This is a genomic window from Enterovibrio makurazakiensis, from assembly GCF_050336585.1.
GTDB lineage: Bacteria > Pseudomonadota > Gammaproteobacteria > Enterobacterales > Vibrionaceae > Enterovibrio > Enterovibrio gelatinilyticus.
Genome location: NZ_JAKJSE010000027.1, coordinates 76,500 through 98,996 on the forward strand (window position 1 = coordinate 76,500; position 22,497 = coordinate 98,996).

The 22,497-nt window shown below is 46.4% G+C and carries 18 protein-coding genes and 1 tRNA gene; 8 read left to right on the forward strand and 11 right to left on the reverse strand.

Annotated features, from left to right (window positions below):
* Positions 1-12 precede the first annotated feature (12 nt).
* The 3 genes from parC (at position 13) to idi (ending at position 3,866) form a co-directional block, all read left to right on the forward strand.
* Positions 13-2,292 carry a DNA topoisomerase IV subunit A gene (parC, locus tag L4D06_RS19915; RefSeq protein WP_429740890.1) on the forward strand — a complete coding sequence of 760 codons (2,280 nt, stop codon included), beginning with the start codon at positions 13-15 and terminating at the stop codon, positions 2,290-2,292.
* Between the two features lie 220 nt (positions 2,293-2,512).
* On the forward strand, positions 2,513-3,241 hold the full coding sequence (locus L4D06_RS19920; protein ID WP_429740892.1) for a 1-acylglycerol-3-phosphate O-acyltransferase: 729 nt from the start codon (positions 2,513-2,515) through the stop codon (positions 3,239-3,241).
* 88 nt (positions 3,242-3,329) lie between these two features.
* Positions 3,330-3,866 carry an isopentenyl-diphosphate Delta-isomerase gene (gene idi, locus L4D06_RS19925; protein ID WP_429740894.1) on the forward strand — a complete coding sequence of 179 codons (537 nt, stop codon included), beginning with the start codon at positions 3,330-3,332 and terminating at the stop codon, positions 3,864-3,866.
* A gap of 94 nt (positions 3,867-3,960) precedes the next feature.
* Here the strand turns inward: idi and L4D06_RS19930 are convergent, their stop codons facing one another.
* From L4D06_RS19930 to arcA, 5 genes are all read right to left on the reverse strand, one after another.
* Positions 3,961-4,350, reverse strand: coding sequence for a RidA family protein (locus L4D06_RS19930; RefSeq protein WP_274166761.1), 390 nt, complete (start codon positions 4,348-4,350; stop codon positions 3,961-3,963).
* Between the two features lie 220 nt (positions 4,351-4,570).
* On the reverse strand, positions 4,571-5,038 hold the full coding sequence (pyrI, locus tag L4D06_RS19935; RefSeq protein ID WP_274166762.1) for an aspartate carbamoyltransferase regulatory subunit: 468 nt from the start codon (positions 5,036-5,038) through the stop codon (positions 4,571-4,573).
* A 16-nt stretch (positions 5,039-5,054) separates the two neighbouring features.
* Entirely contained in the window at positions 5,055-5,984 is a 930-nt protein-coding gene (gene pyrB, locus L4D06_RS19940) for an aspartate carbamoyltransferase (protein ID WP_274166763.1), read from the reverse strand.
* A 404-nt stretch (positions 5,985-6,388) separates the two neighbouring features.
* Positions 6,389-7,393, reverse strand: coding sequence for an ornithine carbamoyltransferase (gene argF, locus L4D06_RS19945; RefSeq protein WP_274166764.1), 1,005 nt, complete (start codon positions 7,391-7,393; stop codon positions 6,389-6,391).
* 206 nt (positions 7,394-7,599) lie between these two features.
* The gene (gene arcA, locus L4D06_RS19950; protein ID WP_429740897.1) at positions 7,600-8,820 is read right to left on the reverse strand and encodes an arginine deiminase; all 1,221 of its coding nucleotides are present in this window, start codon (positions 8,818-8,820) and stop codon (positions 7,600-7,602) included.
* A 573-nt stretch (positions 8,821-9,393) separates the two neighbouring features.
* On the opposite strand from arcA, the gene rraB reads away from it, so the two are divergent.
* Complete coding sequence (gene rraB / locus L4D06_RS19955; protein WP_274166766.1) at positions 9,394-9,798, forward strand: ribonuclease E inhibitor RraB; 405 nt, start codon at positions 9,394-9,396, stop codon at positions 9,796-9,798.
* Positions 9,799-9,914: 116 nt separating this feature from the next.
* Here rraB and L4D06_RS19960 read toward each other — a convergent pair whose 3' ends face one another.
* Positions 9,915-10,829, reverse strand: coding sequence for a bifunctional helix-turn-helix transcriptional regulator/GNAT family N-acetyltransferase (locus L4D06_RS19960; protein ID WP_429740899.1), 915 nt, complete (start codon positions 10,827-10,829; stop codon positions 9,915-9,917).
* Between the two features lie 423 nt (positions 10,830-11,252).
* On the opposite strand from L4D06_RS19960, the gene L4D06_RS19965 reads away from it, so the two are divergent.
* Positions 11,253-12,362: a YjgN family protein gene (locus tag L4D06_RS19965; RefSeq protein WP_429740900.1), complete on the forward strand. Its 1,110-nt coding sequence runs from the start codon at positions 11,253-11,255 to the stop codon at positions 12,360-12,362.
* Between the two features lie 83 nt (positions 12,363-12,445).
* On the opposite strand, the gene L4D06_RS19970 is transcribed toward L4D06_RS19965, so the two are convergent.
* The 4 genes from L4D06_RS19970 to pepA all read right to left on the reverse strand — a co-directional run bounded on the left by L4D06_RS19970 (position 12,446) and on the right by pepA (position 18,218).
* Positions 12,446-12,847 (reverse strand): DUF2061 domain-containing protein, encoded by a 402-nt coding sequence (locus tag L4D06_RS19970; protein WP_274166769.1) that lies wholly within the window; start codon positions 12,845-12,847, stop codon positions 12,446-12,448.
* A 369-nt stretch (positions 12,848-13,216) separates the two neighbouring features.
* On the reverse strand, positions 13,217-16,090 hold the full coding sequence (locus L4D06_RS19975; RefSeq protein WP_429740902.1) for a valine--tRNA ligase: 2,874 nt from the start codon (positions 16,088-16,090) through the stop codon (positions 13,217-13,219).
* A 24-nt stretch (positions 16,091-16,114) separates the two neighbouring features.
* Positions 16,115-16,564, reverse strand: a complete 450-nt coding sequence (locus tag L4D06_RS19980) for a DNA polymerase III subunit chi (RefSeq protein WP_274166771.1) — start codon at positions 16,562-16,564, stop codon at positions 16,115-16,117.
* A 145-nt stretch (positions 16,565-16,709) separates the two neighbouring features.
* Positions 16,710-18,218 carry a leucyl aminopeptidase gene (gene pepA / locus L4D06_RS19985; protein ID WP_429740905.1) on the reverse strand — a complete coding sequence of 503 codons (1,509 nt, stop codon included), beginning with the start codon at positions 18,216-18,218 and terminating at the stop codon, positions 16,710-16,712.
* Positions 18,219-18,411: 193 nt separating this feature from the next.
* Between pepA and lptF the strand changes: the two genes are divergently transcribed.
* Positions 18,412-19,512, forward strand: coding sequence for an LPS export ABC transporter permease LptF (lptF, locus tag L4D06_RS19990; RefSeq protein ID WP_274166773.1), 1,101 nt, complete (start codon positions 18,412-18,414; stop codon positions 19,510-19,512).
* The gene (gene lptG, locus L4D06_RS19995; RefSeq protein ID WP_274166774.1) at positions 19,512-20,585 is read left to right on the forward strand and encodes an LPS export ABC transporter permease LptG; all 1,074 of its coding nucleotides are present in this window, start codon (positions 19,512-19,514) and stop codon (positions 20,583-20,585) included. The genes lptF and lptG overlap by 1 nt, the downstream gene beginning before the upstream one ends.
* 145 nt (positions 20,586-20,730) lie before the next feature.
* Here lptG and L4D06_RS20000 read toward each other — a convergent pair whose 3' ends face one another.
* Entirely contained in the window at positions 20,731-21,207 is a 477-nt protein-coding gene (locus L4D06_RS20000; protein ID WP_274166775.1) for an RDD family protein, read from the reverse strand.
* 181 nt (positions 21,208-21,388) lie between these two features.
* Here L4D06_RS20000 and L4D06_RS20005 point away from each other — a divergent pair.
* A tRNA-Leu gene (locus tag L4D06_RS20005) sits at positions 21,389-21,474 on the forward strand.
* Positions 21,475-22,497 lie beyond the last annotated feature (1,023 nt).

A 22,497-nucleotide genomic window follows, 5' to 3' on the forward strand; every position in this document is an offset into this window, starting at 1 on the left:
CGGACGTTTTCAATGACTGATATCACTTATGACGGTGTCGAGCAGCTTCCCCTTCGGAAGTTCACCGAGGATGCATACCTCAACTACTCGATGTACGTCATCATGGACCGCGCATTACCATTTATTGGTGACGGCCTAAAACCGGTACAGCGCCGCATTATCTATGCCATGTCAGAGCTAGGTCTGTCGGCAACCGCAAAGTATAAAAAATCCGCCCGTACTGTGGGTGACGTGTTGGGTAAATACCACCCACACGGTGATTCGGCGTGTTATGAAGCCATGGTATTGATGGCTCAGCCTTTCTCTTACCGCTATCCATTGGTTGATGGACAAGGTAACTGGGGCGCACCGGATGATCCGAAATCATTCGCCGCAATGCGTTATACCGAATCTCGTTTGTCGCGCTTCTCAGAGGTTCTGCTGAGTGAGCTAGGCCAAGGCACGGTCGATTGGCTGCCAAACTTTGATGGCACCATGAAAGAGCCAAAAACCATGCCGGCGCGTTTGCCTCACATTCTGTTGAATGGTGTGACGGGTATCGCGGTAGGTATGGCGACGGACATTCCGCCGCATAATGCTCGTGAAATTGCCAACGCTGTCGTGGCGCTGATTGATTCGCCGAAATTGGATTTGGACGGCATTCTCGAGCACGTGAAAGGACCTGATTATCCAACGGAAGCGGAAATTATTACGCCGCACGTTGAATTGAAGAAGATGTACCGTGAAGGCCGTGGCTCGGTGAAGATGCGTGCTGTTTGGCACAAAGACAATGGCGATATCGTCATTACCTCTTTGCCGCATCAGGTGTCTGGAGCAAAACTGCTTGAGCAAATCGCGAACCAGATGCGTGCGAAGAAACTGCCAATGGTGGACGATCTTCGTGACGAATCGGATCATGAGAACCCAACGCGTATCGTGATCGTGCCGCGCTCAAACCGTGTCGATTGCGATCAGTTGATGAATCACCTGTTTGCCTCTACCGATCTTGAGCGAAGCTACCGCGCTAACTTGAATATGATTGGCCTTGATGGTCGTCCTCAAGTAAAAGGCTTGCTTCAGATCCTCACTGAGTGGCTGGAGTTCCGCCGCACCACAGTGACACGTCGTTTGCAGTACCGTTTGGACAAAGTGCTTGCTCGCTTGCACATCCTTGAGGGTTTGTTAGCTGCGTATCTCAATATCGATGAAGTGATTGAGATCATCCGCACCGAGGATGAGCCAAAGAAAGAATTGATGGCGCGTTTCGACCTGAGTGAGAAACAGGCCGAAGCAATCCTTGAAATCAAACTTCGTCAATTAGCGAAGTTAGAAGAATTTAAGATCCGCGGTGAGCAAGACGAATTGAACAAAGAGCGTGAGCAGCTAGAGAAGTTGCTGGGCTCTGAGCGTCGTCTGAACACGCTACTGAAAAAAGAAATCATCGCAGATGCTGAGAAATACGGTGATGATCGTCGTTCACCATTGGTAGAGCGCGCTGAAGCGAAAGCCATGACAGAACGCGATTTGATGCCGAGTGAGCCGATCACTGTTGTGCTGTCAGAGAAAGGCTGGATTCGCCATGCGAAAGGCCATGACGTTGACGCAAGCACATTGAGCTACAAATCAGGTGATAACTACTTGGCTTCAGCCCGAGGAAAGAGCAGTCAACCCGCTGTATTCATTGGGACTGATGGGCGTAGCTATGCGCTGGAATCACATTCTATGCCTTCTGCACGTAGCCAAGGTGAACCAATCACTGGTCGCCTTAACGTCACGGCAGGAACCACTATCCGTCATGTATTGATGGGTGAGAATGATCACTTGATGCTGATGGCGTCTGATGCGGGTTATGGCTTTGTGTGTAAGCATGACGATCTGCTGTCGAAGAACCGCAGCGGTAAAGCACTGTTAAGCTTGCCTCAGGCTTCTGAGGTAATGCCGCCGCAAAAAGTCAGCGACATTGAAAGTGACGATATTCTTGCGATCACCAATGAAGGACGGATGTTGGTATTCCCGGTGAAAGAGCTGCCTCAACTGGGTAAAGGCAAAGGGAATAAGATTATCAATATTCCTGCAGCGCGTGCGAAAGCCCGTGAAGAATTGCTGGCACAGTTGTGTGTGATCCCACAAGGCTCAACCGTGACCTTGCATGCAGGTAAGCGCAAATTGTCGCTTAAGCCGACTGACATCGATAACTTCCGCGGTGAGCGTGGTCGACGTGGTGCAATGTTGCCGCGTGGGTTGCAGCGTGTCACAACGATTGAGATTGAATCGCCAAATTCGGTGGAGCCTTCGGAAACACCGGAAGCGTAATCATCAACAATACTCTAAACCCTCCAGCCGGAGGGTTTTTTATCGGCTTTTGTTGACGTTTTATCGTTCGGTGGGTGAATTTTGCCGATGGATAAGTATACTAGTCGCCAATATGTTTAAGCTTACACCTGTACGCTGTAATTCTACCGCTTGGTTGAATAGGGCTCACAGGGATGTTTTCCTACCCCCGATAACGGGTGTCAGGCATTAGGAGAGAAGAATGTACTTTATACTGCGACTGCTGGCGGTTGCCTTGTTTGCGATTGTCATCTTTGTGTTCGGTTGTGGTTACTGCCTGTTAAGCCCGAGAAACCCCGAGAATGTTTACACCATTGGTCGCTGGTTCGGCAAACTCTCTAGTTTGTTTGGGATCAAGCTGAGTTTACGCGAAACTGACGCTTCAAAAGAGGTGGGTACCTGCGTATATATCGCTAATCACCAGAGTAACTGGGATTTGGTCACTGTTTCTAACGCGGTGCGTCCACGCGCGGTGACCGTGGGTAAAAAGAGCCTGACTTACATTCCTATCTTTGGTGCTATTTATTGGTTAACGGGCAATATCCTGATTGACCGTAATAACCGCAGCAAGGCGATGGGCACGATTGGTCAGGTTGTGGATCAAATCAAAGAAAACAACGTGTCAGTGTGGCTATTCCCTGAAGGTACGCGTTCTCGTGGGCGCGGCTTATTGCCTTTCAAAACGGGAGCGTTTCACGCTGCTATTGCCGCTGGCGTACCGATTGTTCCTATCGTGTGTAGTTCAACCCGAGATCTGAGAGCATCTCGTGGTGACAATGGGCATGTGATTGTGGAAGTGATGGATCCTATCTCGACGGAAGGCATCACGAAAGAGCAAGTCCGTGAATTGGCTTCTCGTTGTCACGACGTGATGGCAGAAAAGTTAGCGCAACTGGACGCTGAAGTGGCTGAGTTAAACAAAAAGGCATAAACTTCCGCTCACGCTGAACAAAAGGATACGCCTGTGCGTATCCTTTTTTAGTTTTTACGCGATAGTAGAGTGAGAGAAGTTAAGCACTATGCTGAGAAATCAGGTTGTTTTAGTCACTGAAAGTGGTGAAGTCACGGGACTTGCTGAGAAAATGGCAGCGCACCAACAAGGTCTGCTTCATTTGGCGTTTTCTGTGATGATTTATCGAGAAACGGCGTCAGGGCGTGAGTATTTGCTTCAGCAACGTGCAGAGCATAAATATCACAGTGGTGGGCTGTGGACCAACACGTGCTGTTCCCACCCTATGCAAGGGGAATCTTTCGAAGTCGCGGCGACACGTCGCTTAAATGAAGAACTCGGTATCATTGCGCCGCTGAAATTTCAAATGGGTGTGACATTTTGTTATCGCGCAGCCTTGGACAACGACCTTACTGAGCATGAGCTTGATCAGATTATTTTATGCCAAGTGGATGAGGTAGAGCTTGAGCCAAACCCCGATGAAATCATGGATTGGCGCTGGTGGCCTGAGCAAGAGATGAATACAGCACTGGCAGCGACCCCTGAACACTTCACCGCTTGGTTTGCGCAAGTTGTCGGGCATGTTGATGCTCAATTAGCGAGTTAACAACTTGCTGTGTGCGTTTGTCATCGAACAGAAAAAAAGCGGCAGTTGCCGCTTTTTTTGATTCTATACGCTGTGATGCGAAAAGCGATGTCGATTATTTGCGAACCGCAATGGCTTCGATTTCGATACCCACATCTTTTGGCAAGCGTGCCACTTCTACACAAGAACGTGCAGGGTAATGCTCGACATTGTGCTCATCGAAAAACTTGCCATAGACGTCGTTCACTGTACCAAAGTCGTTCAGATCTTTAACGAATACGGTCATTTTCACGATGTCGCCGACTGTCAGGCCTGATGACTCAACAACCGCTTTCACATTTTCCAGTGACTGACGTGCTTGCACAGCAATTTCTGGAGACACTTCGCCCGTGACTGGGTTAACTGGGATCTGACCAGAGGTCAGTACCATGTTGCCAAGATCAACACCTTGAATATAAGGGCCAATTGCTGCTGGAGCGTGTTCAGTGTGAAGCACTTTAGTCATTTACCAATCCTTAATTAAACATTTGGTACGGAAACAAGGTAGGTGCCTAGTCTGCATCTTGGCAGGAGCAAGGTAAACCTGCGAAATCACATTTTACATCTGTTGTGCTCTTTGGTGCGCATCAGGAGCAAGAAAAAGCCAACGGTTATCGTCGGCTTATCATGCATACCATGCTGTGACGATAAATTTATCGCCGAGGACAGGCAATGGTGACGCAGGATTAATGGCGCTCTGTCATGATTTCTCGAGAGAATACTTTCTCGCAGTATTTACACTTCAAGTGGATATCATCCGCTTTGTTGATAACAGTAAAGCTGCTTTCAACAGCATGCTCATCGTGGGTAATACAGTTGGTGTTAGGGCAACGATAAACGCCAAGAATGGTTTGAGGTAGTGTGAGCGGAAGTTTTGCCACGACCTCGTAGTTTTCAATCTGGTTCACGGTGGCGTTCGGTGCATAGAGTGCCAATTGCTGAGCTTGCTCTTCGCTGACAAAGATATTTTCGATCTTGATAATGTCTTTTGCACCCAGCGCAGATGAAGGCAGGTTTAAACCCACGGTGATGCGTTCGTTGGTTTTATGCAGCTTGAACAGTTTCATCACCTTAAAGCCGACATTGGCAGGGATGTGGTCGATAACGGTGCCGTTCTTAATGGCTTCGACTTGTAGTTTGTTTTGTTTTCCCATGTCCTGTGCTCCTGCCTTAAATCTCTTCGTTCATAACCAATGCGAGTAGTGCCTGACGTGCATACACCCCATTCTCAGCCTGCTGGAAGTAGTAGGCGTAAGGCGTTTTATCGACAGCGACAGTGATTTCATCAACGCGCGGGAGTGGATGAAGTACTTTTAAGTTATCGCGAGCATGTTCCAAAGCGGGTGTATCAAGAATAAAGGCAGCTTTGATGTGAGCGTATTCAGATTCGTCAAAGCGCTCTTTTTGGACACGAGTCATGTACAAAATATCTAGCTCAGGCACGACATCTTCAATGCTGCCGTGCAGACTGTAAGGGATCCCTGAATCATCGAGTTCTTCCAGAATATAGTCTGGCATTGCCAGTGCGTCCGGCGCGATGAAATAGAAGCGATTGTTATCGAACTTAGAAAGCGCCTGTGTCAATGAATGCACAGTACGCCCGTACTTTAGGTCACCGACCATGGCAATATTGAGGTTATCCAAGCGACCTTGGGTTTCAAATATGCTGAATAAGTCGAGCAGGGTTTGCGTTGGGTGTTGGTTCGCACCATCGCCGCCATTGATAACAGGCACGCCCTTAGAGAATTCAGATGCGAGTCTCGCTGCCCCTTCTTTAGGGTGACGCATGACAAAGGCATCCACGTAAGAAGAAATCACCTGCACGGAATCAGACAGGGTTTCTCCCTTTTTGCCTGATGAGGTATTGCCTGCGTCAGGGAACCCGATCACTGTACCGCCAAGTCGTTGCACAGCCGTTTCGAAGGATAGGCGCGTTCTTGTAGAGGCTTCAAAGAAGCAACTGGCTACCACTTTGTTTTTCAGCAATGTCGGATTCGGCTCTGCTTTTAATTTGCCAGCCGTATCGACGATGATTTCCAATTCTTCGCGGGACAACTCCGGGATGGAGATAATGTGTTTGTTGTACAGCGAGGTCGCCATGTTTTTTCTTCCCTCAATGGTTGCGCATCATGCTTGTTTGGGCAAAACCCAGAACGTGATAGCGCTAAGTGGTACGTTTTTTAGCCAAAAAAAAGCCTCCCGATCAGGAGGCTTTTTTTGAAAATACACGAAAAATAAAATAGGAGGCCATTGCCGCTGTTGGGCAGTGTTTAGCAGTCGATTGTGTCGCTAAATATGGCATTCCGATTCGATTTTTTGACAAATTGCGAAGAATTATACGCCCATTTTTTACGTGTGCAAGCATGAGGCTACAAACGTGTCTGTGCTGCTCTTTGAGTGGGAAAACCAAGGTTTAAGTACGTAATGGCATTGGATTAGGCTGCATTGCCAATAAAAAAGCCGCTGTAAGTGACAGCGGCTAGTTGGGGGATTTCTATGACGGGTTAATCACCCAATGTGGCTACCAACACCGCTTTGATGGTGTGCATGCGATTTTCTGCTTCGTCAAATACGATGGAATAGTCCGATTCGAACACATCATCGGTGACTTCCAAGCCATTCATGCCATATTTCTCCGCCACTTCTGCACCAATCGTGGTTTGGTCGTTATGAAAGGCGGGTAGGCAATGCATGAACTTCACGTGTGGATTACCAGTGGCTTTGATGACATCCATATTGACTTGATATGGCTTCATGAGGGCGACACGCTCATCCCATGCATCTTTAGATTCGCCCATAGATACCCAAACATCGGTATAAAGGAAGTCACAGCCTTTCACGCCTTCTTCGACGTTTTCGGTCAGGGTGATCTGTGCGCCGGTTGATTCTGCAATGGTTTGGCATTGCGCCACGAGGGCTTCTTCTGGCCAAAATTGCTTAGGCGCCACCAAGCGAATATCCATGCCCATTTTAGCAGCGCCAACCATGAGTGAATTGCCCATGTTGTTGCGTGCATCACCAAGGTAGGCAAACTTGATATCATGCAGCTGTTTGCCGCGTCCGTACTCTTGCATGGTCAGGAAATCGGCTAAGATTTGTGTGGGGTGGAATTCGTCAGTGAGGCCATTCCACACTGGAACACCTGCAAACTGGCCGAGTTCTTCAACGATCTCTTGCCCAAACCCTCTGTATTGAATGCCATCGTACATTCTGCCCAATACGCGGGCGGTATCTTTCATCGATTCTTTATGGCCAATCTGAGAGCCTGAAGGGCCAAGGTAAGTCACTTGCGCGCCTTGATCGAAAGCGGCAACTTCGAATGCACAACGAGTTCGCGTAGAGGCTTTTTCAAAAATTAACGCGATGTTCTTGCCTTTCAAACGAGGCTGCTCGTAACCATTGTATTTGGCTTTTTTGAGATCGGCCGACAATGACAACAGATGTTCGATTTCGCGAGGTGTGAAATCTAATAGCTTCAGAAAATTCCGGTGGCGAAGATTAAAAGCCATAAATGAGTTCCCTTCAAAATCTTGCGTACAACTGAATAGTAGAATTACCCTCTACTATGATAATAATCACGATTTTCACTCAAATGTGATTAAGAATGCAACCCCTGTGAATAAATAATTATTTGTTATGGATCTCTATTCATTAAAAAGGCCACCTTGAAGGGTGGCCTTGATGGGGGTTATAAACAGAAGAGGATCTGCGATTTTTACACCCCGTCGCGTTCGATTGGGCAACTCATGCAGCGTGCGCCGCCGCGTCCTCGTCCCAATTGGTCTCCTGGGATAGGCAGTACTTTTATTCCCGCTTTATCATATTTCTCGTTGGTGTAGACATTGCCTTCGTAGCCAATGACAACACCTGGGCGCACAGTCAGAACGTTGTTGGCATCATTCCATTGTTCGCGTTCTGCTTCGAAGCTGTCACCACCAGTGGTAATGATATTGAGTTGTGGTAGCTCGAGGGCCTTTTCGATCGCATGGAGGAAATAGTCAGCTTCTTTGACCTCAACCTCGCCATTGCCTTTGTTAATGAGTCGCCAAGACTGAAGATCTTTGCGCATAACCTGCGGATAGACAGAAAAAGTATCAATATCCATATGTGTCATGACGGTGTCTAAGTGCATGCATGAGCGATGCTTAGGCAGATTGATTGCAATCACTTCTTTCGCTTGCCCATGTTTGAACAGGTTTCTTGCCAGTGCTTCAACACCTTGTGGGGTGGTGCGCTCAGACATGCCGACCAAGACTGCCCCATTACCGATAACCAATACATCACCACCTTCTACCATGGCATTGTCATAGTCACGTTGTTCCGCGCCAAGGTAGGTAAGGAAATCTGCACCGGCGAAGATAGGGTGCCAGCGGTAAATGGCGCGAAGGTGGTTGGTTTCACGTTGGCGAGCGGGTTTCGCCATTGGGTTTAGCGATACGCCGCCGTAAATCCAGCATGAGGTATCACGGGTAAATAGATGATTTGGCAGTGGGTCGATAATGAAGTCGGTACGCTCATGCATGGCTTGCATCATGGAAGATGACTGCACCGGGAAATCAATATAACTGAGGCCACCCAATAGAATATGTGCTAATTCTTCATTGTTCAGTTCATTAAGATATTTGCGCACATCGCCTGCGAATTGATAACCGAGGCGGTATTCACCCACCTGTACATCAAGTAGCCACGTTTTTGCTTCGGGGATCGCTAAGGTCTCTGCCAACAGATCGTGCAAGAGCAATACGTCGACGCCTTGGTCGCGTAGCGTCTGTGCAAATTGGTCGTGCTCTTCACCAGCACGCTCAACGGCTAACACATCATCAAATAGTAGGTCTTTATAGTTTGATGGTGTCAGGTGATTAAGGGCTCGCTCTGGTCGATGCAGCAATACGCGCTTTAATTGACCGACTTCAGAACCCACATATAACTGACTCATTATCGTCTCTCTCTTGAATTTTTATTAGACCCGCCTGTTGCTCACCATGCTCGCTATTCACTCGGTTTTATGGGTAAAACTGAGGATGTTAAGCGTGAGTAAGATGTTTGCAATCACGGGGAAATAGGGAGATTAAGCGACAGAATTCTGTAATTGGGGCGCTTGATAGCAAAGACGCCTGAAAACATGTCGTAAATCCATTTATCAAAACAGCGGCTTAGGATAGTTCGCGCTAACGATAAGTGTTGAATATCCTAATAAATGCTCGCGTCTATTTGTGCTTATCTATGCGATAGAAATGCACACTATTCCATAATTCGGGGTTTTCTTGGCGCAAGATGATGCAAAACCTAGGTATGCGCAGCATCTTGTATGGTTATGTCCCCATTCTCAAATAATGACAACCTTGTTGGTTAAGGTCAATTTTACTTTTAATTAACATGTGTCGTGTGCGATCTTTTTCGCGATAAATCCGATCGCTTGGCGTCTTGGTATTGGTATCAATTGAACGTGGCAAACCAAGCCAATCCATGCGATAGTGCCTCGGTTATTATTTCAGTCTGGAGTTATCCAATGTCTTACGCTGACATTATTGAAGAACAAAAAGCGGAAACCCGCGAAATCATTGCTGCGCTGCTAGATGATGGTAGCGATCCAGATGCGCTTTACACCATTGAACACCACTTTTCAGCTGATAGCTTTGCGGAGCTAGAAGGCGCTGCAGTGGAAGCGTTCAAATTGGGTTATGAAGTGCTAGATGCGGAAGAGCTTGAACTGGATGACGGTTCAACAGTGATTTGTTTTGATGCGGTAATGGAATCTGCTCTTGACGCTGATCGTATCGATGCACAAGTAGAAGCACTTGCTGCATTGGCTGAAAAACACAAAATTGATTATGACGGTTGGGGTACTTACTTTGAGTCAGACGAAGAATCTGACGAAGAAGAAGGTGACCTTGAAGAAGAAGACGAGAAATAACCACGTCCTCTTTTAATACCGAGTAGAAAAACGACAAAAGCCGGAGATATCCGGCTTTTTTGTGGGCGCTATTTGAAAATGCCACTTGAGCCTGAGTTTGAATAAGGTCAAGGCTGTTATGACGAGAAAGCTTTCAGCATAACGACTTCGCAATCGCTATGTCCTGTATTACCAAGCGGCTTGTCGAGATGCTCGAAGCCAATCGATTCATACAGGTGAATCGCCTCTTTTAAACATGCTGTGGTTTCCAGATAACACGCGGTGTAGCCTTTTTCTCGTGCAAACTTCATGGCCATTGCGGCTAGACGACGTGCAAACCCTTTTCCCCGTAACTCTGGGCGGAAGTACATTTTCTGTAACTCGCATACAGCGTCTTCGCCTTTCAATGGTGCAATACCACCACCACCTAAGATCTTCCCATTCTGTTCAACGACCCAATATGCTGCGTTGTCAGCTTGGTAGCATTCGCTCAGTGAGTCGAGCGTTGGATCTGCGACGCTGTAACCCTTATCTTCAGTTAATCCGTATTCTGTCGACACTTTGCGAATCACCGCCGCGATGGCGGCGTTGTCAGCGGGCTCCAACAAACGCAACGTAAAGCCTTTTTGGTGATGACTTTGCTCCATCGCTCGATTATAGCGATACAGAGAGCGTGACAAGTTTTCAATTTCGTCCAAATCGAGTTGTTCTAAGTACAAGGCGATTTCTGAATTGATCCCGACATGATGCTGGTCGAGTCGTGCTCGGCCAAAATCAGACAACAAATAGGTGGGGTGGGCACTTTTGGCATCGGCTTGGTAAGAGACGGTATCGTTATTGATCAAGATAGCCAAGGTGCGATTGGCGTTGATGACATCAATGTTAAGTCGCCCTGCGAGTTCTTCTGCGCTTAGCGGGCCTTGCTCTAGTTCAATCAATACATGGCATTGCACGGTTGTGAGACCAGCCGTGCCATAGATGTTATCTAGCAACCCGCGATGCCTGAGCAGTTGACGGACTAAAGAGCGGATTTCAACCGGACCTGTAGGCATTGTTTCTCCATTTTACTTCAAATGTATCGAGATGAATCATGATTCAATCTTGAGGTGAACCTTGGCTTTATTGCTGTATCAACTGTTTGGTTACAGCAATTATACCCGAGCAATCTCAAAGTGCTTGTTCCACGACAATTTGTTGGCTTGCAGGCTCAGGATTGTTTTGAAAGCATAGTGGATCTAGGTTGACAGTCAGCAACAGAGTATGACCGCCAACAAAACTCGCCTTTCATGAGACTCTCTGTACCTGAGGCAACTCGGTAGACAGGCTTCTGGTTTGCATATGGATAAGAGTAGGGAGCGTCATTCCTGTTAAGACATTAATATTATTCTTCTAAGACATGAACATAAACATAAACATAAATAAAAAACTCATTTCAGCTGAGATGCTGACAATGAAGTTGGCAAGGGATTGATTCAATGAAAAATAAAATGATATTTCATGGCTCAGGTCGTGAATTTTTCAACACATGGATAATGAACGTTGTGATGAGCGTGCTGACACTTGGTCTTTACTCTGCTTGGGCCAAGGTTCGGACGAAAAAATACTTCTATGGTCAAACCGAATTAGCAGGTGACCGTTTCGACTATCATGACTCTCCTGTGAGAATACTCTTTTGGAGGGTTATTTTTTTTGTAACATTAGTGGTCTGCATATTTTTTGTAAGTCATAGCAAAGAAAGCGCTTATTTTATAGCTATTGTTTTTCTGATGGTTTCCCCTTGGTTTTTTAGAAGAAACCTTAGAGTTAATGCTGGTATGACTAGTTATCGGAATAAACGGTTTAATTTTAATGGGACCTTGATAGGTGCGTATAAATCAATCTTTGTTGGCTCTTTGGTCTCATTATTAATTTTTTCATTAGGGATGATATTTTCTTTGGTTGTTAGCCCTCAAAATAATTTACTTGTGGCGATTTATCTTGGGATTTTTTTTGTTTTAGGGCTATCTAAGTTAATTTATGAAGTGGTTAAGTATGTTAATTGTGGATACGAATATGGTGGTGCTAAATTTGGAACTAAAACTGATATTTCAAAAGTTTTCTGCTTCGTCGTCAGTTTGGTATCTCTGTTGATTTTTTCTTCTTCTACAGTTGGCGTATTCTATTTGGATTGGAAGCTAGAGGATGCGGTGACGCATTATACGCTGGAGGGGGTTAGTAGTCGAATGTCGATGGTTGACTATGCCTTATATGCATCTAAAGTTATTGTTGTTAAAGGCTTATTTTATGCTATGCATGCGATACCAGCCTTAATGGTTTTTCATTTTTTATCTCGCATGATTCACGCTTATGTTTTTAATGACAAAAAAATGATGCATTCTGTCATTTTTGTTTTGTCTAATATGCTCGCGAGAATGTTGACTCTTGGTTTTTTGACACCTTGGGTTAGGGTTAGGGAGTATAACTATTTTGTCTCTTCGGTAATAATTGATGGTGATTTGGATGTGCGTTCTGACATTGTTGGTTATGAAGGCATGAAATCAAATTCAAAAGTTGATAAACAGTCTTTTCAACATGCTATTGAATGATTTTAATTGATATGTTGTCGATGAAATGATTTGTGAGTAAAGGCAGAAATAAACTGCCTTTTTATGGTTATGGCTTTATCTTTTTATTTTTGGAAAACCGTGTGACGACATTGCATTGCGCGAAACGCTTCTTTGTTTTGCCAAACACGTTCATGGAAGTAATAAGCCATGGTGTTGATGCATGGCTCAATCATCGCCATCACGCTACCAATCAAGATATCGCCTGTCAGTAAGTACACCACACCAAATGCAACACTGAAATGAACGACAGCAAAGCTTGCTGTTTTTCGGCCAGGGTTGTTGTTCATCGTACGTTTCAATAATTTGCTGTCCCATGCTTTTTCATGGAAGTAGAAAGCAACCGTGTTGACCATTGGCTCTACCATGGCTATCAAACTACCTAGCAGAATATCACCAGTCAAAATGTATGCGACGGTAAAGGCAACGGTAAAATGGATCACAGCAAAACTGATGGTCTTTTTCATAACAGGTCCTTCGATCCTTCATGGGTATGACTTCATTATTGCAAATGATTCTCATTTGTAAATAGGAGTTTCACGTATTGTTCCGATAGGTCTGAACTATTGGGCAAGAATATCGATCTAATTCATTGATTGGTAACGATTAAAATTTTTTTCATGTTGACTGGTGAAACCCGAAATAATGAATATTCGTGATGATAATCAAACGCGACAATCAATTTGAGCACGATTTTTTCGCAGGAAAGTAGTGGTGGAACGTTAAAGTGACGCCCAATTTGTCTGGGATTCGGTTGCTTGGTGGTGAGAAAAACGCATAAAAAAAGGCTGATGGTCACCCATCAGCCTTTTGCGTTAAGTTGGTTAACGTGAGAATTACAGTGCCGCGATAGTCGCTTTCTGCTCTTCCAGTTTCACCAGTGTTTCTTTGTAGCCATCTAGCTTCGCACGTTCAGCTTCAACTACCGCTTCTGGTGCTTTAGCAACGAAACCTTGGTTGCCAAGCTTGCCAGCGATACGCTTGATTTCGCCTTCCGTTTTTGCGATTTCTTTGTCTAGACGTGCTAGCTCTGCATCTTTGTCGATTAGGCCAGCCATTGGGATCATCAGCGTAGACTTACCAACCAGTGCAGTTGCACACGCAGGTGTCTCTTCGCCAGCAGACAGAACGCGAATGCCATCCAGTTTTGCCAAAGACAGTAGAACTTGTTTGTTTGCTTCGAGACGAGCAACGTCTTTCTCGTCCGCGGCTTTCAGCATTACATCAAGCGCTTTGCTTGGCGCGATGTCGTATTCTGCACGCAGGTTACGAATAGAAGTGATAAACGCTTTTACCCACTCAATGTCTGCAAGTGCATTTTCATCGAACTGTGCTTCATCATACTGAGGCAATGCTTGCAGCATGATAGTGTCACCTTCAACACCGTTAACTAGCGGCTTCACGCTCTGCCAGATAGATTCGGTGATGTATGGCAGCACTGGGTGAGCAAGACGCAATGTCTTCTCAAGTACAGTGATCAATGTGTAACGTGTCGCTTTCTGTTGCGCTTCAGACCCTTTCCAAAGAACCGGTTTGGTCAGTTCTAAGTACCAGTCACAGAATTGGTTCCAGATGAATTCGTACAGCGTGTTTGCTGCCATATCCAGACGGAAGTTATCAATGTGTGCGTTGAAGTCTTTTGCTGCCAGTTGGAACTGAGATTCAATCCATTTGTCTGCCAGTGAGAATTCCATCGCGTCGCGCTGTTCTTGAGACAAAGAGGTGCCGCAATCTTGGTCTTCTGTATTCATTAGTACGTAACGGCTAGCGTTCCATAGCTTGTTACAGAAGTTACGGTAACCTTCAAGGCGCTTCATATCCCAGTTGATGTCACGGCCGGTAGAGGCCATAGCAGCAAGGGTGAAACGCAGTGCGTCTGTACCGTAAGGTTCGATGCCGCCTTCAAAGGCTTTACGGGTGTTCTTTTCAATCTTGGCTGCAAGTTGAGGCTGCATCATGTTGCCACAACGTTTCTCAACAAGAGATTCCAGATCAATACCGTCGATCATGTCGATAGGGTCAAGCACGTTGCCCTTTGATTTCGACATTTTGTCACCGTTCTCATCACGGATAAGACCCGTAACGTAAACGGTTTTGAATGGCACTTGTGATTTGCCGTCTTCGTCTTTACAGAAGTGCATGGTCATCATGATCATGCGAGCAACCCAGAAGAAGATGATGTCAAAACCAGTGACCAACACGTCAGACGGGTGGAAGGTTTTCAGATCTGGGGTCTGCTCAGGCCAGCCTTGTGTACCGAACGTCCACAGTGCAGATGAGAACCAAGTATCCAGTACATCGTCGTCTTGGCGAAGTACAACAACGGGTGCAAGGTTGTTTTGTTCACGCACTTCTTCTTCGCTGCGACCAACATAGACGTTACCGTCGTTGTCATACCATGCAGGGATGCGGTGACCCCACCAAAGCTGGCGAGAGATACACCAATCTTGAATGTCACGCATCCAAGAGAAGTACATATTTTCGTATTGCTTAGGCACGAATTGAATGTCGCCATTCTCTACGGCTTCAACCGCTGGTTTTGCCAGTGTTGCAGCACGTACGTACCATTGGTCAGTCAGCATTGGCTCGATGACCACGCCACCACGGTCACCGTAAGGCACGGTTAGATCGTGATCTTTGATTTCTTCAAGCAGGCCTAGCGTGTCAAATTCCGCAACGATCGCTTTACGTGCAGCGAAACGTTCCATTCCGCGGTAAGCTTCTGGAAGCTCCGTGCCATAAATGTCGCTTGCTTCGCCGTTGGTGTTGAACACTTCAGCGCTGTCACGGATGTCAGCATTGAAGGTCAGAATGTTGATCATTGGCAATTGGTGACGTTTACCAACTTCGTAGTCATTGAAATCGTGCGCAGGGGTGATCTTCACGCAACCTGTGCCTTTCTCCATGTCTGCGTGCTCATCGCCCACGATAGGGATACGACGATTCACGATTGGCAGCATGATTTCTTTGCCGATCAGTGCTTTGTAGCGTGGATCTTCAGGGTTTACTGCAACGCCTGTGTCACCCAACATGGTTTCTGGACGTGTAGTCGCAACAACAATGTAGTCTTTACCGTCTGCTGTTTTTACGCCGTCAGCCAATGGGTAACGGAAATGCCACATGAAGCCTTTGACGTCTTTGTTTTCTACCTCTAGGTCAGAAATTGCGGTGTGCAGTTTCGGATCCCAGTTAACCAGACGCTTACCGCGGTAGATAAGATCTTCTTGGAAAAGGCGAACGAACACTTCCTGAACGGCATTAGATAGGCCGTCGTCCATGGTGAATCGTTCACGATCCCAGTCGACAGATGCGCCAAGACGGCGAAGCTGCTTGGTGATGGTGCCACCTGATTCAGCTTTCCATTCCCAGATCTTGTCGATGAAGGCATCACGACCGTAATCGTGCTTAGTTTTGCCTTCTTCTGCTGCGATCTTGCGCTCAACAACCATTTGCGTCGCGATACCTGCGTGGTCGGTACCTACCTGCCAAAGGGTGTTTTTGCCTTTCATGCGTTCGCAACGGATCAAGGTATCCATGATGGTATCTTGGAATGCGTGACCCATGTGAAGGCTACCAGTGACGTTTGGTGGCGGGATCATGATGCTGTACGCATCTTTTGATGTGTCACCATGAGGCTTGAAGTAACCGGCCTCTTCCCAGCGCTGGTACAGCGCTTTTTCAATCGATGTTGGGTTGTATGTCTTTTCCATAGCGCTCTTGATGGATCGTGTGATTTAGGACATGTCATCAATGGCAAGGGTTCGCATTTGTCGCCCTGCCATTCTGTAAATTTTGTAGCGCTCTCGCGCTTGCTGCTTGAGAGTTTCTTCGCAAGGCACGAAGTCTACCACTTGTGCAAAGGAAGGCGCAAAAATTGCTGCTTCTTCGGCCAAATTTATCAGCACATTTCGGTGTCCTGAATGTCTGACACCTGACCAGCCAATCTCAACTTGCGCACCACCTCTTGGGCCTTCGCCTACAAGATTATGCGGGACAAAGTGATCGGGAGACTGTTGCCAGAGATATTCGTCGACGGTTTCTGCTTGAGATTTGTCGCTCGCAGAAATGTAAACCTTCATACCTTGTTGAGAAAAATGCGCAGAAAGTTGGCAGGCTTTTTCCACCATGCGATCTTGGTGGTTGGTATGGGTATCATCCAATAAATAGAAGGTTGCCAGTGCCATATTCGCGTTTCTCTCTTAAGCCGTATTAACGTATCTCAGTGTGCGGTGAGTCAGAATCAAAATCTATTGCTTTTTGTTTCTTTGCTCTCGTTGCAAACGAAAAGAGGGGGCCTTGTCAGCCCCCTCTTTTCAGTGTGGATAAATGTTACTCCACGGTCTCAAGGCCAGAACGGTTCAGCAAGAACTGGACGAGCAGTGGGACAGGACGACCCGTCGCGCCTTTATTTGCGCCACCACGGAACGAAGTACCCGCGACATCAAGGTGTGCCCAGTTGTATTTCTTCGCAAAGCGAGACAAGAAACAACCAGCAACGATAGTGCCGCCGCCAGGGCTACCAATGTTCGCCATATCTGCAAACGGGCTCTTCAGCTGCTCTTGGTACTCTTCTGTCATCGGCAGACGCCACGCGCGGTCACCCGCTTGTTCTGATGCGTTCACAATCTCATGTGCCAGAGGGTTGTGGTTAGAGATCAAGCCACTGATGTGGTGGCTTAACGCCACAATGCATGCGCCTGTCAGCGTTGCAACGTCAACCACGCATTCTGGTTCGTAACGTTCGACATAGGTTAACGCATCACAAAGTACCAAACGGCCTTCAGCATCGGTGTTGAGCACTTCAACGGTTTGACCTGACATTGTGGTCACGATGTCGCCTGGGCGGTAAGCATTGCCATCAGGCATGTTTTCACAACCAGCAAGCACGCCGACTACGTTTATTGGTAAATCAAGTTTTGCGAGCGATTTCATCGTGCCAAATACGGATGCAGCACCACACATGTCGTACTTCATTTCGTCCATGCTTGCTGGTGGTTTCAGAGAGATACCACCCGCATCAAAGGTTAAACCCTTACCCACCAATACGATAGGCTTCGCATCTGGGTCTGGGTGGCCTTTGTATTCCATGATCGACATGAATGATTCATTACGAGAACCTTGACCAACCGCTAGGTATGACGTCATGCCTAGTTCTTTCATTTCTTGCTCACCAATGATCTTGGTGCTGACTTTATCAAAGTCATCAGCAAGACGGCGTGCTTGAGAAGCTAGGTAAGCTGGGTTCGCAACGTTTGGTGGCATGTTGCCAAGATCTTTACATGCTCTTACGCCTGATGCGACAGCAAGGCCATGGGCAATGGCACGCTCGCCAAGGTTTAGCTCGCGACGCGTAGGAACGTTAAACACCAATTTACGTAGTGGACGACGGGTTTCCGGCTTCACACTCTTAAATTGATTAAAGGTATATAGGCTGTCTTTGGTGCTTTCTACTGCCTGGCGTACCTTCCAATAAGTATCACGACCTTTAACGTGCAGTTCAGTCAGGAAACAAACTGCTTCCATTGAACCCGTTTCGTTTAAGGTGTTGATGGTGTTTTTGATGATCTCTTTGTATTGACGCTCACCCAGTTCACGCTCTTTACCGCAGCCTACTAACAGTACGCGCTCAGACAGTACGTTAGGAACATGATGCAGAAGTAGCATCTGCCCTGGCTTGCCTTCTAGATCGCCACGACGCAAAAGACTACTGATGTAACCATCGCTGATTTTGTCGAGTTGCTCCGCTACAGGTGATAAGCGGCGTGGTTCAAACACACCGACGACGATACATGCGCTGCGCTGCTTCTCGGGACTCCCGCTTTTTACACTGAACTCCATGCGTACTCCTACATCCTAAAGACAAGTGAGGCTAAATGTTGGATAATGCCCGCTTTATTGGCACTCGATTTCTTGTTCGAGGTAATTTGAATTAAGCAGGTCAACACTTGGCCGAAAGATTAAAAAATAACTCATTTACCCAAAAACTATAGCGATTCGAGTAAAAAAACAAGTTTTCTAAAGGTAAAACGCCGTGATTATTGTTCGGTATTTGATCCGAGAGACAGTGAAAACACAACTTGCTGTGTTGTTTGTGCTTTTTCTGGTCTTTTTTAGTCAGAAGTTTATTCGTGTACTGGCAAACGCTACAGATGGCTCAATTCCGGGTAGCGATGTGTTAACTCTTGTGGGCCTTTACATGCCATCAATGGCGATGTTAATGCTGCCACTTAGTCTTTATATAGGGATTTTGATTACTTTCGGGCGTCTCTATGCCGAAAGTGAGATTACAGTGATGAATGCGACTGGGATTGGGAACAAATTTCTCATCCATGCTGCGTTGTATTTGGCACTGATTACTGGCGCTGTTGCGGCGTTTAACGCACTGTGGCTGACCCCTTGGGCGAATGACAAAGAAATTAAAGTGATGGAAAGCCTCGAGTCTGATTCAGGGCTTGAGCTTTTGGTGCAAGGACAAATTCAAACCACGCCAGATGGCCAGGCTGTTGTGTATGTCAACGAAATCACTGAGAGCGGACAGAACTTACACAATGTCTTTATAGCCCAGCCAGTTCCTCGCGGAACGATGCGTCCGAATGTGATTGTTGCTGAAAAAGGCTTCGTTTCGGAGCTCCCGGATGGGCGTCAGGTGTTGGATCTGAATACCGGTGTTCGTTACGAAGGTATCCCAACACGATTGGATTACACCGTCACAGACTATGAAAACTACCAGGTGTTGATTGGTCAGAGGGAAGTGCGTCAAAAGCACCGTGACTGGGATGCAATGCCGACAGTCGCCTTAATTGATGAACCGTCAGCACCGGCACAGGCGGAATTGCAATGGCGAATCTCATTGGTGCTTTGTATTCCATTGATGACGATGATTGTGGTGCCCTTATCTTCGGTGAACCCACGCCAAGGTCGTTTTGCGAAGTTATTCCCAGCAGTGCTTATATATCTGACTTACTTCCTGGCTATCAGTGCGGCAAAGTCTGCTATCGAAGAAGGCACGTTAAAGCCTGAAATTGGTCTGTGGAGTATCAATATACTTGCCTTGTTGGTGGCAGTAGCGCTGATCAGTTGGGATACGTTGCCGATGCGGAAAATGAGATATCGACTGAGGAGAGCCGCTTAATGTTTAAGATCCTCGACCTTTACATTGGGCGAACCATCATAGCGACGACCTCGCTTTGTTTGGCAACGCTGGTGGGGTTGTCAGCCATTATCAAATTCGTAGAGCAATTGCGTTCGGTCGGTGAAGGTGCTTTTACCATGATGACTGCCGTGCAATACGTGATGTTAAGTATGCCTCGTGATATCGAGATGTTCTTTCCGATGGCGGTGTTGCTTGGCGCGTTGATTGGCCTAGGAACATTGGCGTCTAGCTCTGAGCTTGTTGTTATGCAAGCCTCGGGTTTTTCAAAACTCGATATTGGTCTCTCCGTATTGAAAACCGCGATGCCGCTCATGCTAATAGTGCTGGCGCTTGGCCAATGGGGCGCACCTGATGCACAAAAGGCAGCGCGTGAGCTAAGAGCATTCGCGAAGTCTGGCGGTAATGTCATGTCAGTTCGTAGCGGCGTATGGGCGAAAGACGGTTCAGACTTCATCTATATTGCACGTACTGATCAGAAAGAGTCTTTAACAGGCGTGAACATATGGAAGTTTGAGGGCGACCAAGAATTAAAGACCATGGTGTTTGCGGAGAAAGGGACATATCTGGATAAAGACAGCTGGATGTTGAGCAACGTAACCATCACCCATTTTGAAGGTCCGGTTAAAATCAGTGAAACCGAGCAAGAGCAATTAGCTTGGAGAACGACGTTGACCCCTGAAAAGCTCTCTATTGTGACGGTCAAACCTGAAGAGCTTTCGTTGAGTGGGGTATACAGTTACGTGGATTACCTCAAGGCCTCTGAACAGGATGCTTCTCGCTATGAACTCGCGTTGTGGCGCAAAGTCCTACAGCCTCTTTCTATTGGGGTAATGATGTTGCTGGCACTGAGTTTCGTCTTTGGGCCGCTGCGTTCTGTGACAATGGGGGCTCGAGTACTCTCAGGTGTCATTTTCGGTTTTGCGTTCTACATTTCTAACGAGGTGTTCGGACCATTGACCTTAGTTTACAATTTACCGCCATTTTTTGGTGCAGTGGCACCCAGTTTGGCGTTTATTGGTGTGACGCTCTATTTGCTTAATAGAAAGCTCTAGCCGATAAAGTGAAAGTTGTGGAAGGTTAGGCGATATTTTTAGTCGTAACCAATAACGATACCCAATAACAGAACGACAAAAAGAGGGAGCCAAAAGGCTCCCTCTTTTATTATCAAACCGGTGGAGTATCAGACGTCGCTGTAAGTCAGTCGATTTTGACCATTTGACAGTTCGCGAAGTGGTCTTGAAATGATCGATTGTTACGGTCAAATAGGGCGAGTAAGTTGCCTGCACCTAAACATGAAGTTGCCATGCGAATCAGTGATTGGGTAAACGTGACATTCCCACCAAACTCGCTTATGAGTTGAAGCTTCCAAGCTTTCATGCCAACAGTCTGGCCTGCCTTTGACCAAAAGTAGCCATAAAAAGCTGATGCGACAGCAAACACATAAAGAGTAAACAGGGGACTGACCATTGGATTGCGAGTGAGATAATCCCCAACATCGACATAACCTTCAATTGAAAAACCAAATTGAATCGCAATAGCAAAACCACCGACCACCACACCAATGGCTAACATCTCCACGGCAGCAAGTACGAGAAGGTCATATAACCATGCGCCCATACGACGAAAAAAGCTTGCGCCTTTGGGGACACTGTATTGAATTGAAGATTGAGACATCTTTCTGTCCTAAAATTGAGTATATGCAGAGTCTACCAGCCTTAGCGGTGATGTTGAATGCATAAAAATGCTCCCATTTGAGCGTATTTATAGCAGGCTGGCGAAAAAAGAAACGGTTGAACAAAAATAATGAATTAGGGGGTTGCGCTGTAGTTCGGCTTGCGTATAATCAGCCTCACTTGCCCGGGTGGCGAAATTGGTAGACGCAGCGGATTCAAAATCCGCCGGTGAATAACTGTGCCGGTTCAAGTCCGGCCCCGGGCACCAATTTCCGGAAAAGCCCCAGTCGAAAGACTGGGGCTTTTTTCGTTCTATGCATTCAAGATTATGCGTTAACCTTTCTACTTCTACTTCTACTTCTACTTCTACTTCTACTTCTACTTCTACTTCTACTTCCAACAGTTTGTATCTTCTATATAGCAAAGAGCCTGTGAATTAATGTTTATTTGAAGATAATCATCAAGGGTGCTGTGCGTTGAAGTCATTGACCATTTCTCTCCTCTATATATACCCAACTAACCTTAGAGCCTCCCTTCGACGAGTTTACTGAGGCCGTGCCCGGTGTTATCCCTTTTTGATGGAGTTCACTACACCAAAAAAGGACGCTTTGATCATAACGTCAGTAAGCCTTGCTGAATCCTGCATCTTCAGGTTGGTGGGGTATACCATTCCGAGTTAAGGCGGTTTCGTGTCAATGTTACCGTGTCTTATTAAAGCATGGCGTTTTTGTCATGAAGTATCTCGTTAATGGACTTCAATTGCTGAAACTGAACAGAGAGATGTTTTTGGTATAGATAGACAGTTCGATTTGTTTGAACGCACTATCTAGAGATGTATAACTGTGTACTTAAGATAGGTTTCTCGCGCAGCTGTGAGGAATTCATGTTGTTTCCAGAGGTTTTGGTGTGCTTCTAAGATAGCAACTAGAGGTGAAACTGGTAAAAACAGCGTAAATAATCGTCTCTTTTGGGTGTTTTGATGAAAAAGTGAACGGTTGAGTCGATTTTATAAAGTTATTTGTATTTTGCTATTGCCAACGTGATCGATCTCTCTATAATGCGGCCCATCGACACGGAACACGGCGAGTTAAGCCAGTGACCAAGTCAACGTTCTTTAACAATTTGACCTATACAATCTGTGTGGGCACTCGTACTTGATAGACATAAGATTTATCAATGAACTGAGTGACCCAAGATGGTTGAGCTCTTCGGAGTAATGCTATCAACACAGTCAATGCAGTTTTGCCTTAGGGCAAAAAAGTAATTCAGTATTCATTGAGCGTCACTTTCG

Bases quoted from the DNA above. Each gene is read 5' to 3' on its own strand.
- parC (WP_429740890.1), top strand. From the start codon at position 13: ATGACTGATATCACTTATGACGGTGTCGAGCAGCTTCCCCTTCGGAAG.
- L4D06_RS19920 (WP_429740892.1), top strand. From the start codon at position 2,513: ATGTACTTTATACTGCGACTGCTGGCGGTTGCCTTGTTTGCGATTGTC.
- idi (WP_429740894.1), top strand. From the start codon at position 3,330: ATGCTGAGAAATCAGGTTGTTTTAGTCACTGAAAGTGGTGAAGTCACG.
- L4D06_RS19930 (WP_274166761.1), bottom strand. From the start codon at position 4,350: ATGACTAAAGTGCTTCACACTGAACACGCTCCAGCAGCAATTGGCCCT.
- pyrI (WP_274166762.1), bottom strand. From the start codon at position 5,038: ATGGGAAAACAAAACAAACTACAAGTCGAAGCCATTAAGAACGGCACC.
- pyrB (WP_274166763.1), bottom strand. From the start codon at position 5,984: ATGGCGACCTCGCTGTACAACAAACACATTATCTCCATCCCGGAGTTG.
- argF (WP_274166764.1), bottom strand. From the start codon at position 7,393: ATGGCTTTTAATCTTCGCCACCGGAATTTTCTGAAGCTATTAGATTTC.
- arcA (WP_429740897.1), bottom strand. From the start codon at position 8,820: ATGAGTCAGTTATATGTGGGTTCTGAAGTCGGTCAATTAAAGCGCGTA.
- rraB (WP_274166766.1), top strand. From the start codon at position 9,394: ATGTCTTACGCTGACATTATTGAAGAACAAAAAGCGGAAACCCGCGAA.
- L4D06_RS19960 (WP_429740899.1), bottom strand. From the start codon at position 10,829: ATGCCTACAGGTCCGGTTGAAATCCGCTCTTTAGTCCGTCAACTGCTC.
- L4D06_RS19965 (WP_429740900.1), top strand. From the start codon at position 11,253: ATGAAAAATAAAATGATATTTCATGGCTCAGGTCGTGAATTTTTCAAC.
- L4D06_RS19970 (WP_274166769.1), bottom strand. From the start codon at position 12,847: ATGAAAAAGACCATCAGTTTTGCTGTGATCCATTTTACCGTTGCCTTT.
- L4D06_RS19975 (WP_429740902.1), bottom strand. From the start codon at position 16,090: ATGGAAAAGACATACAACCCAACATCGATTGAAAAAGCGCTGTACCAG.
- L4D06_RS19980 (WP_274166771.1), bottom strand. From the start codon at position 16,564: ATGGCACTGGCAACCTTCTATTTATTGGATGATACCCATACCAACCAC.
- pepA (WP_429740905.1), bottom strand. From the start codon at position 18,218: ATGGAGTTCAGTGTAAAAAGCGGGAGTCCCGAGAAGCAGCGCAGCGCA.
- lptG (WP_274166774.1), top strand. From the start codon at position 19,512: ATGTTTAAGATCCTCGACCTTTACATTGGGCGAACCATCATAGCGACG.
- L4D06_RS20000 (WP_274166775.1), bottom strand. From the start codon at position 21,207: ATGTCTCAATCTTCAATTCAATACAGTGTCCCCAAAGGCGCAAGCTTT.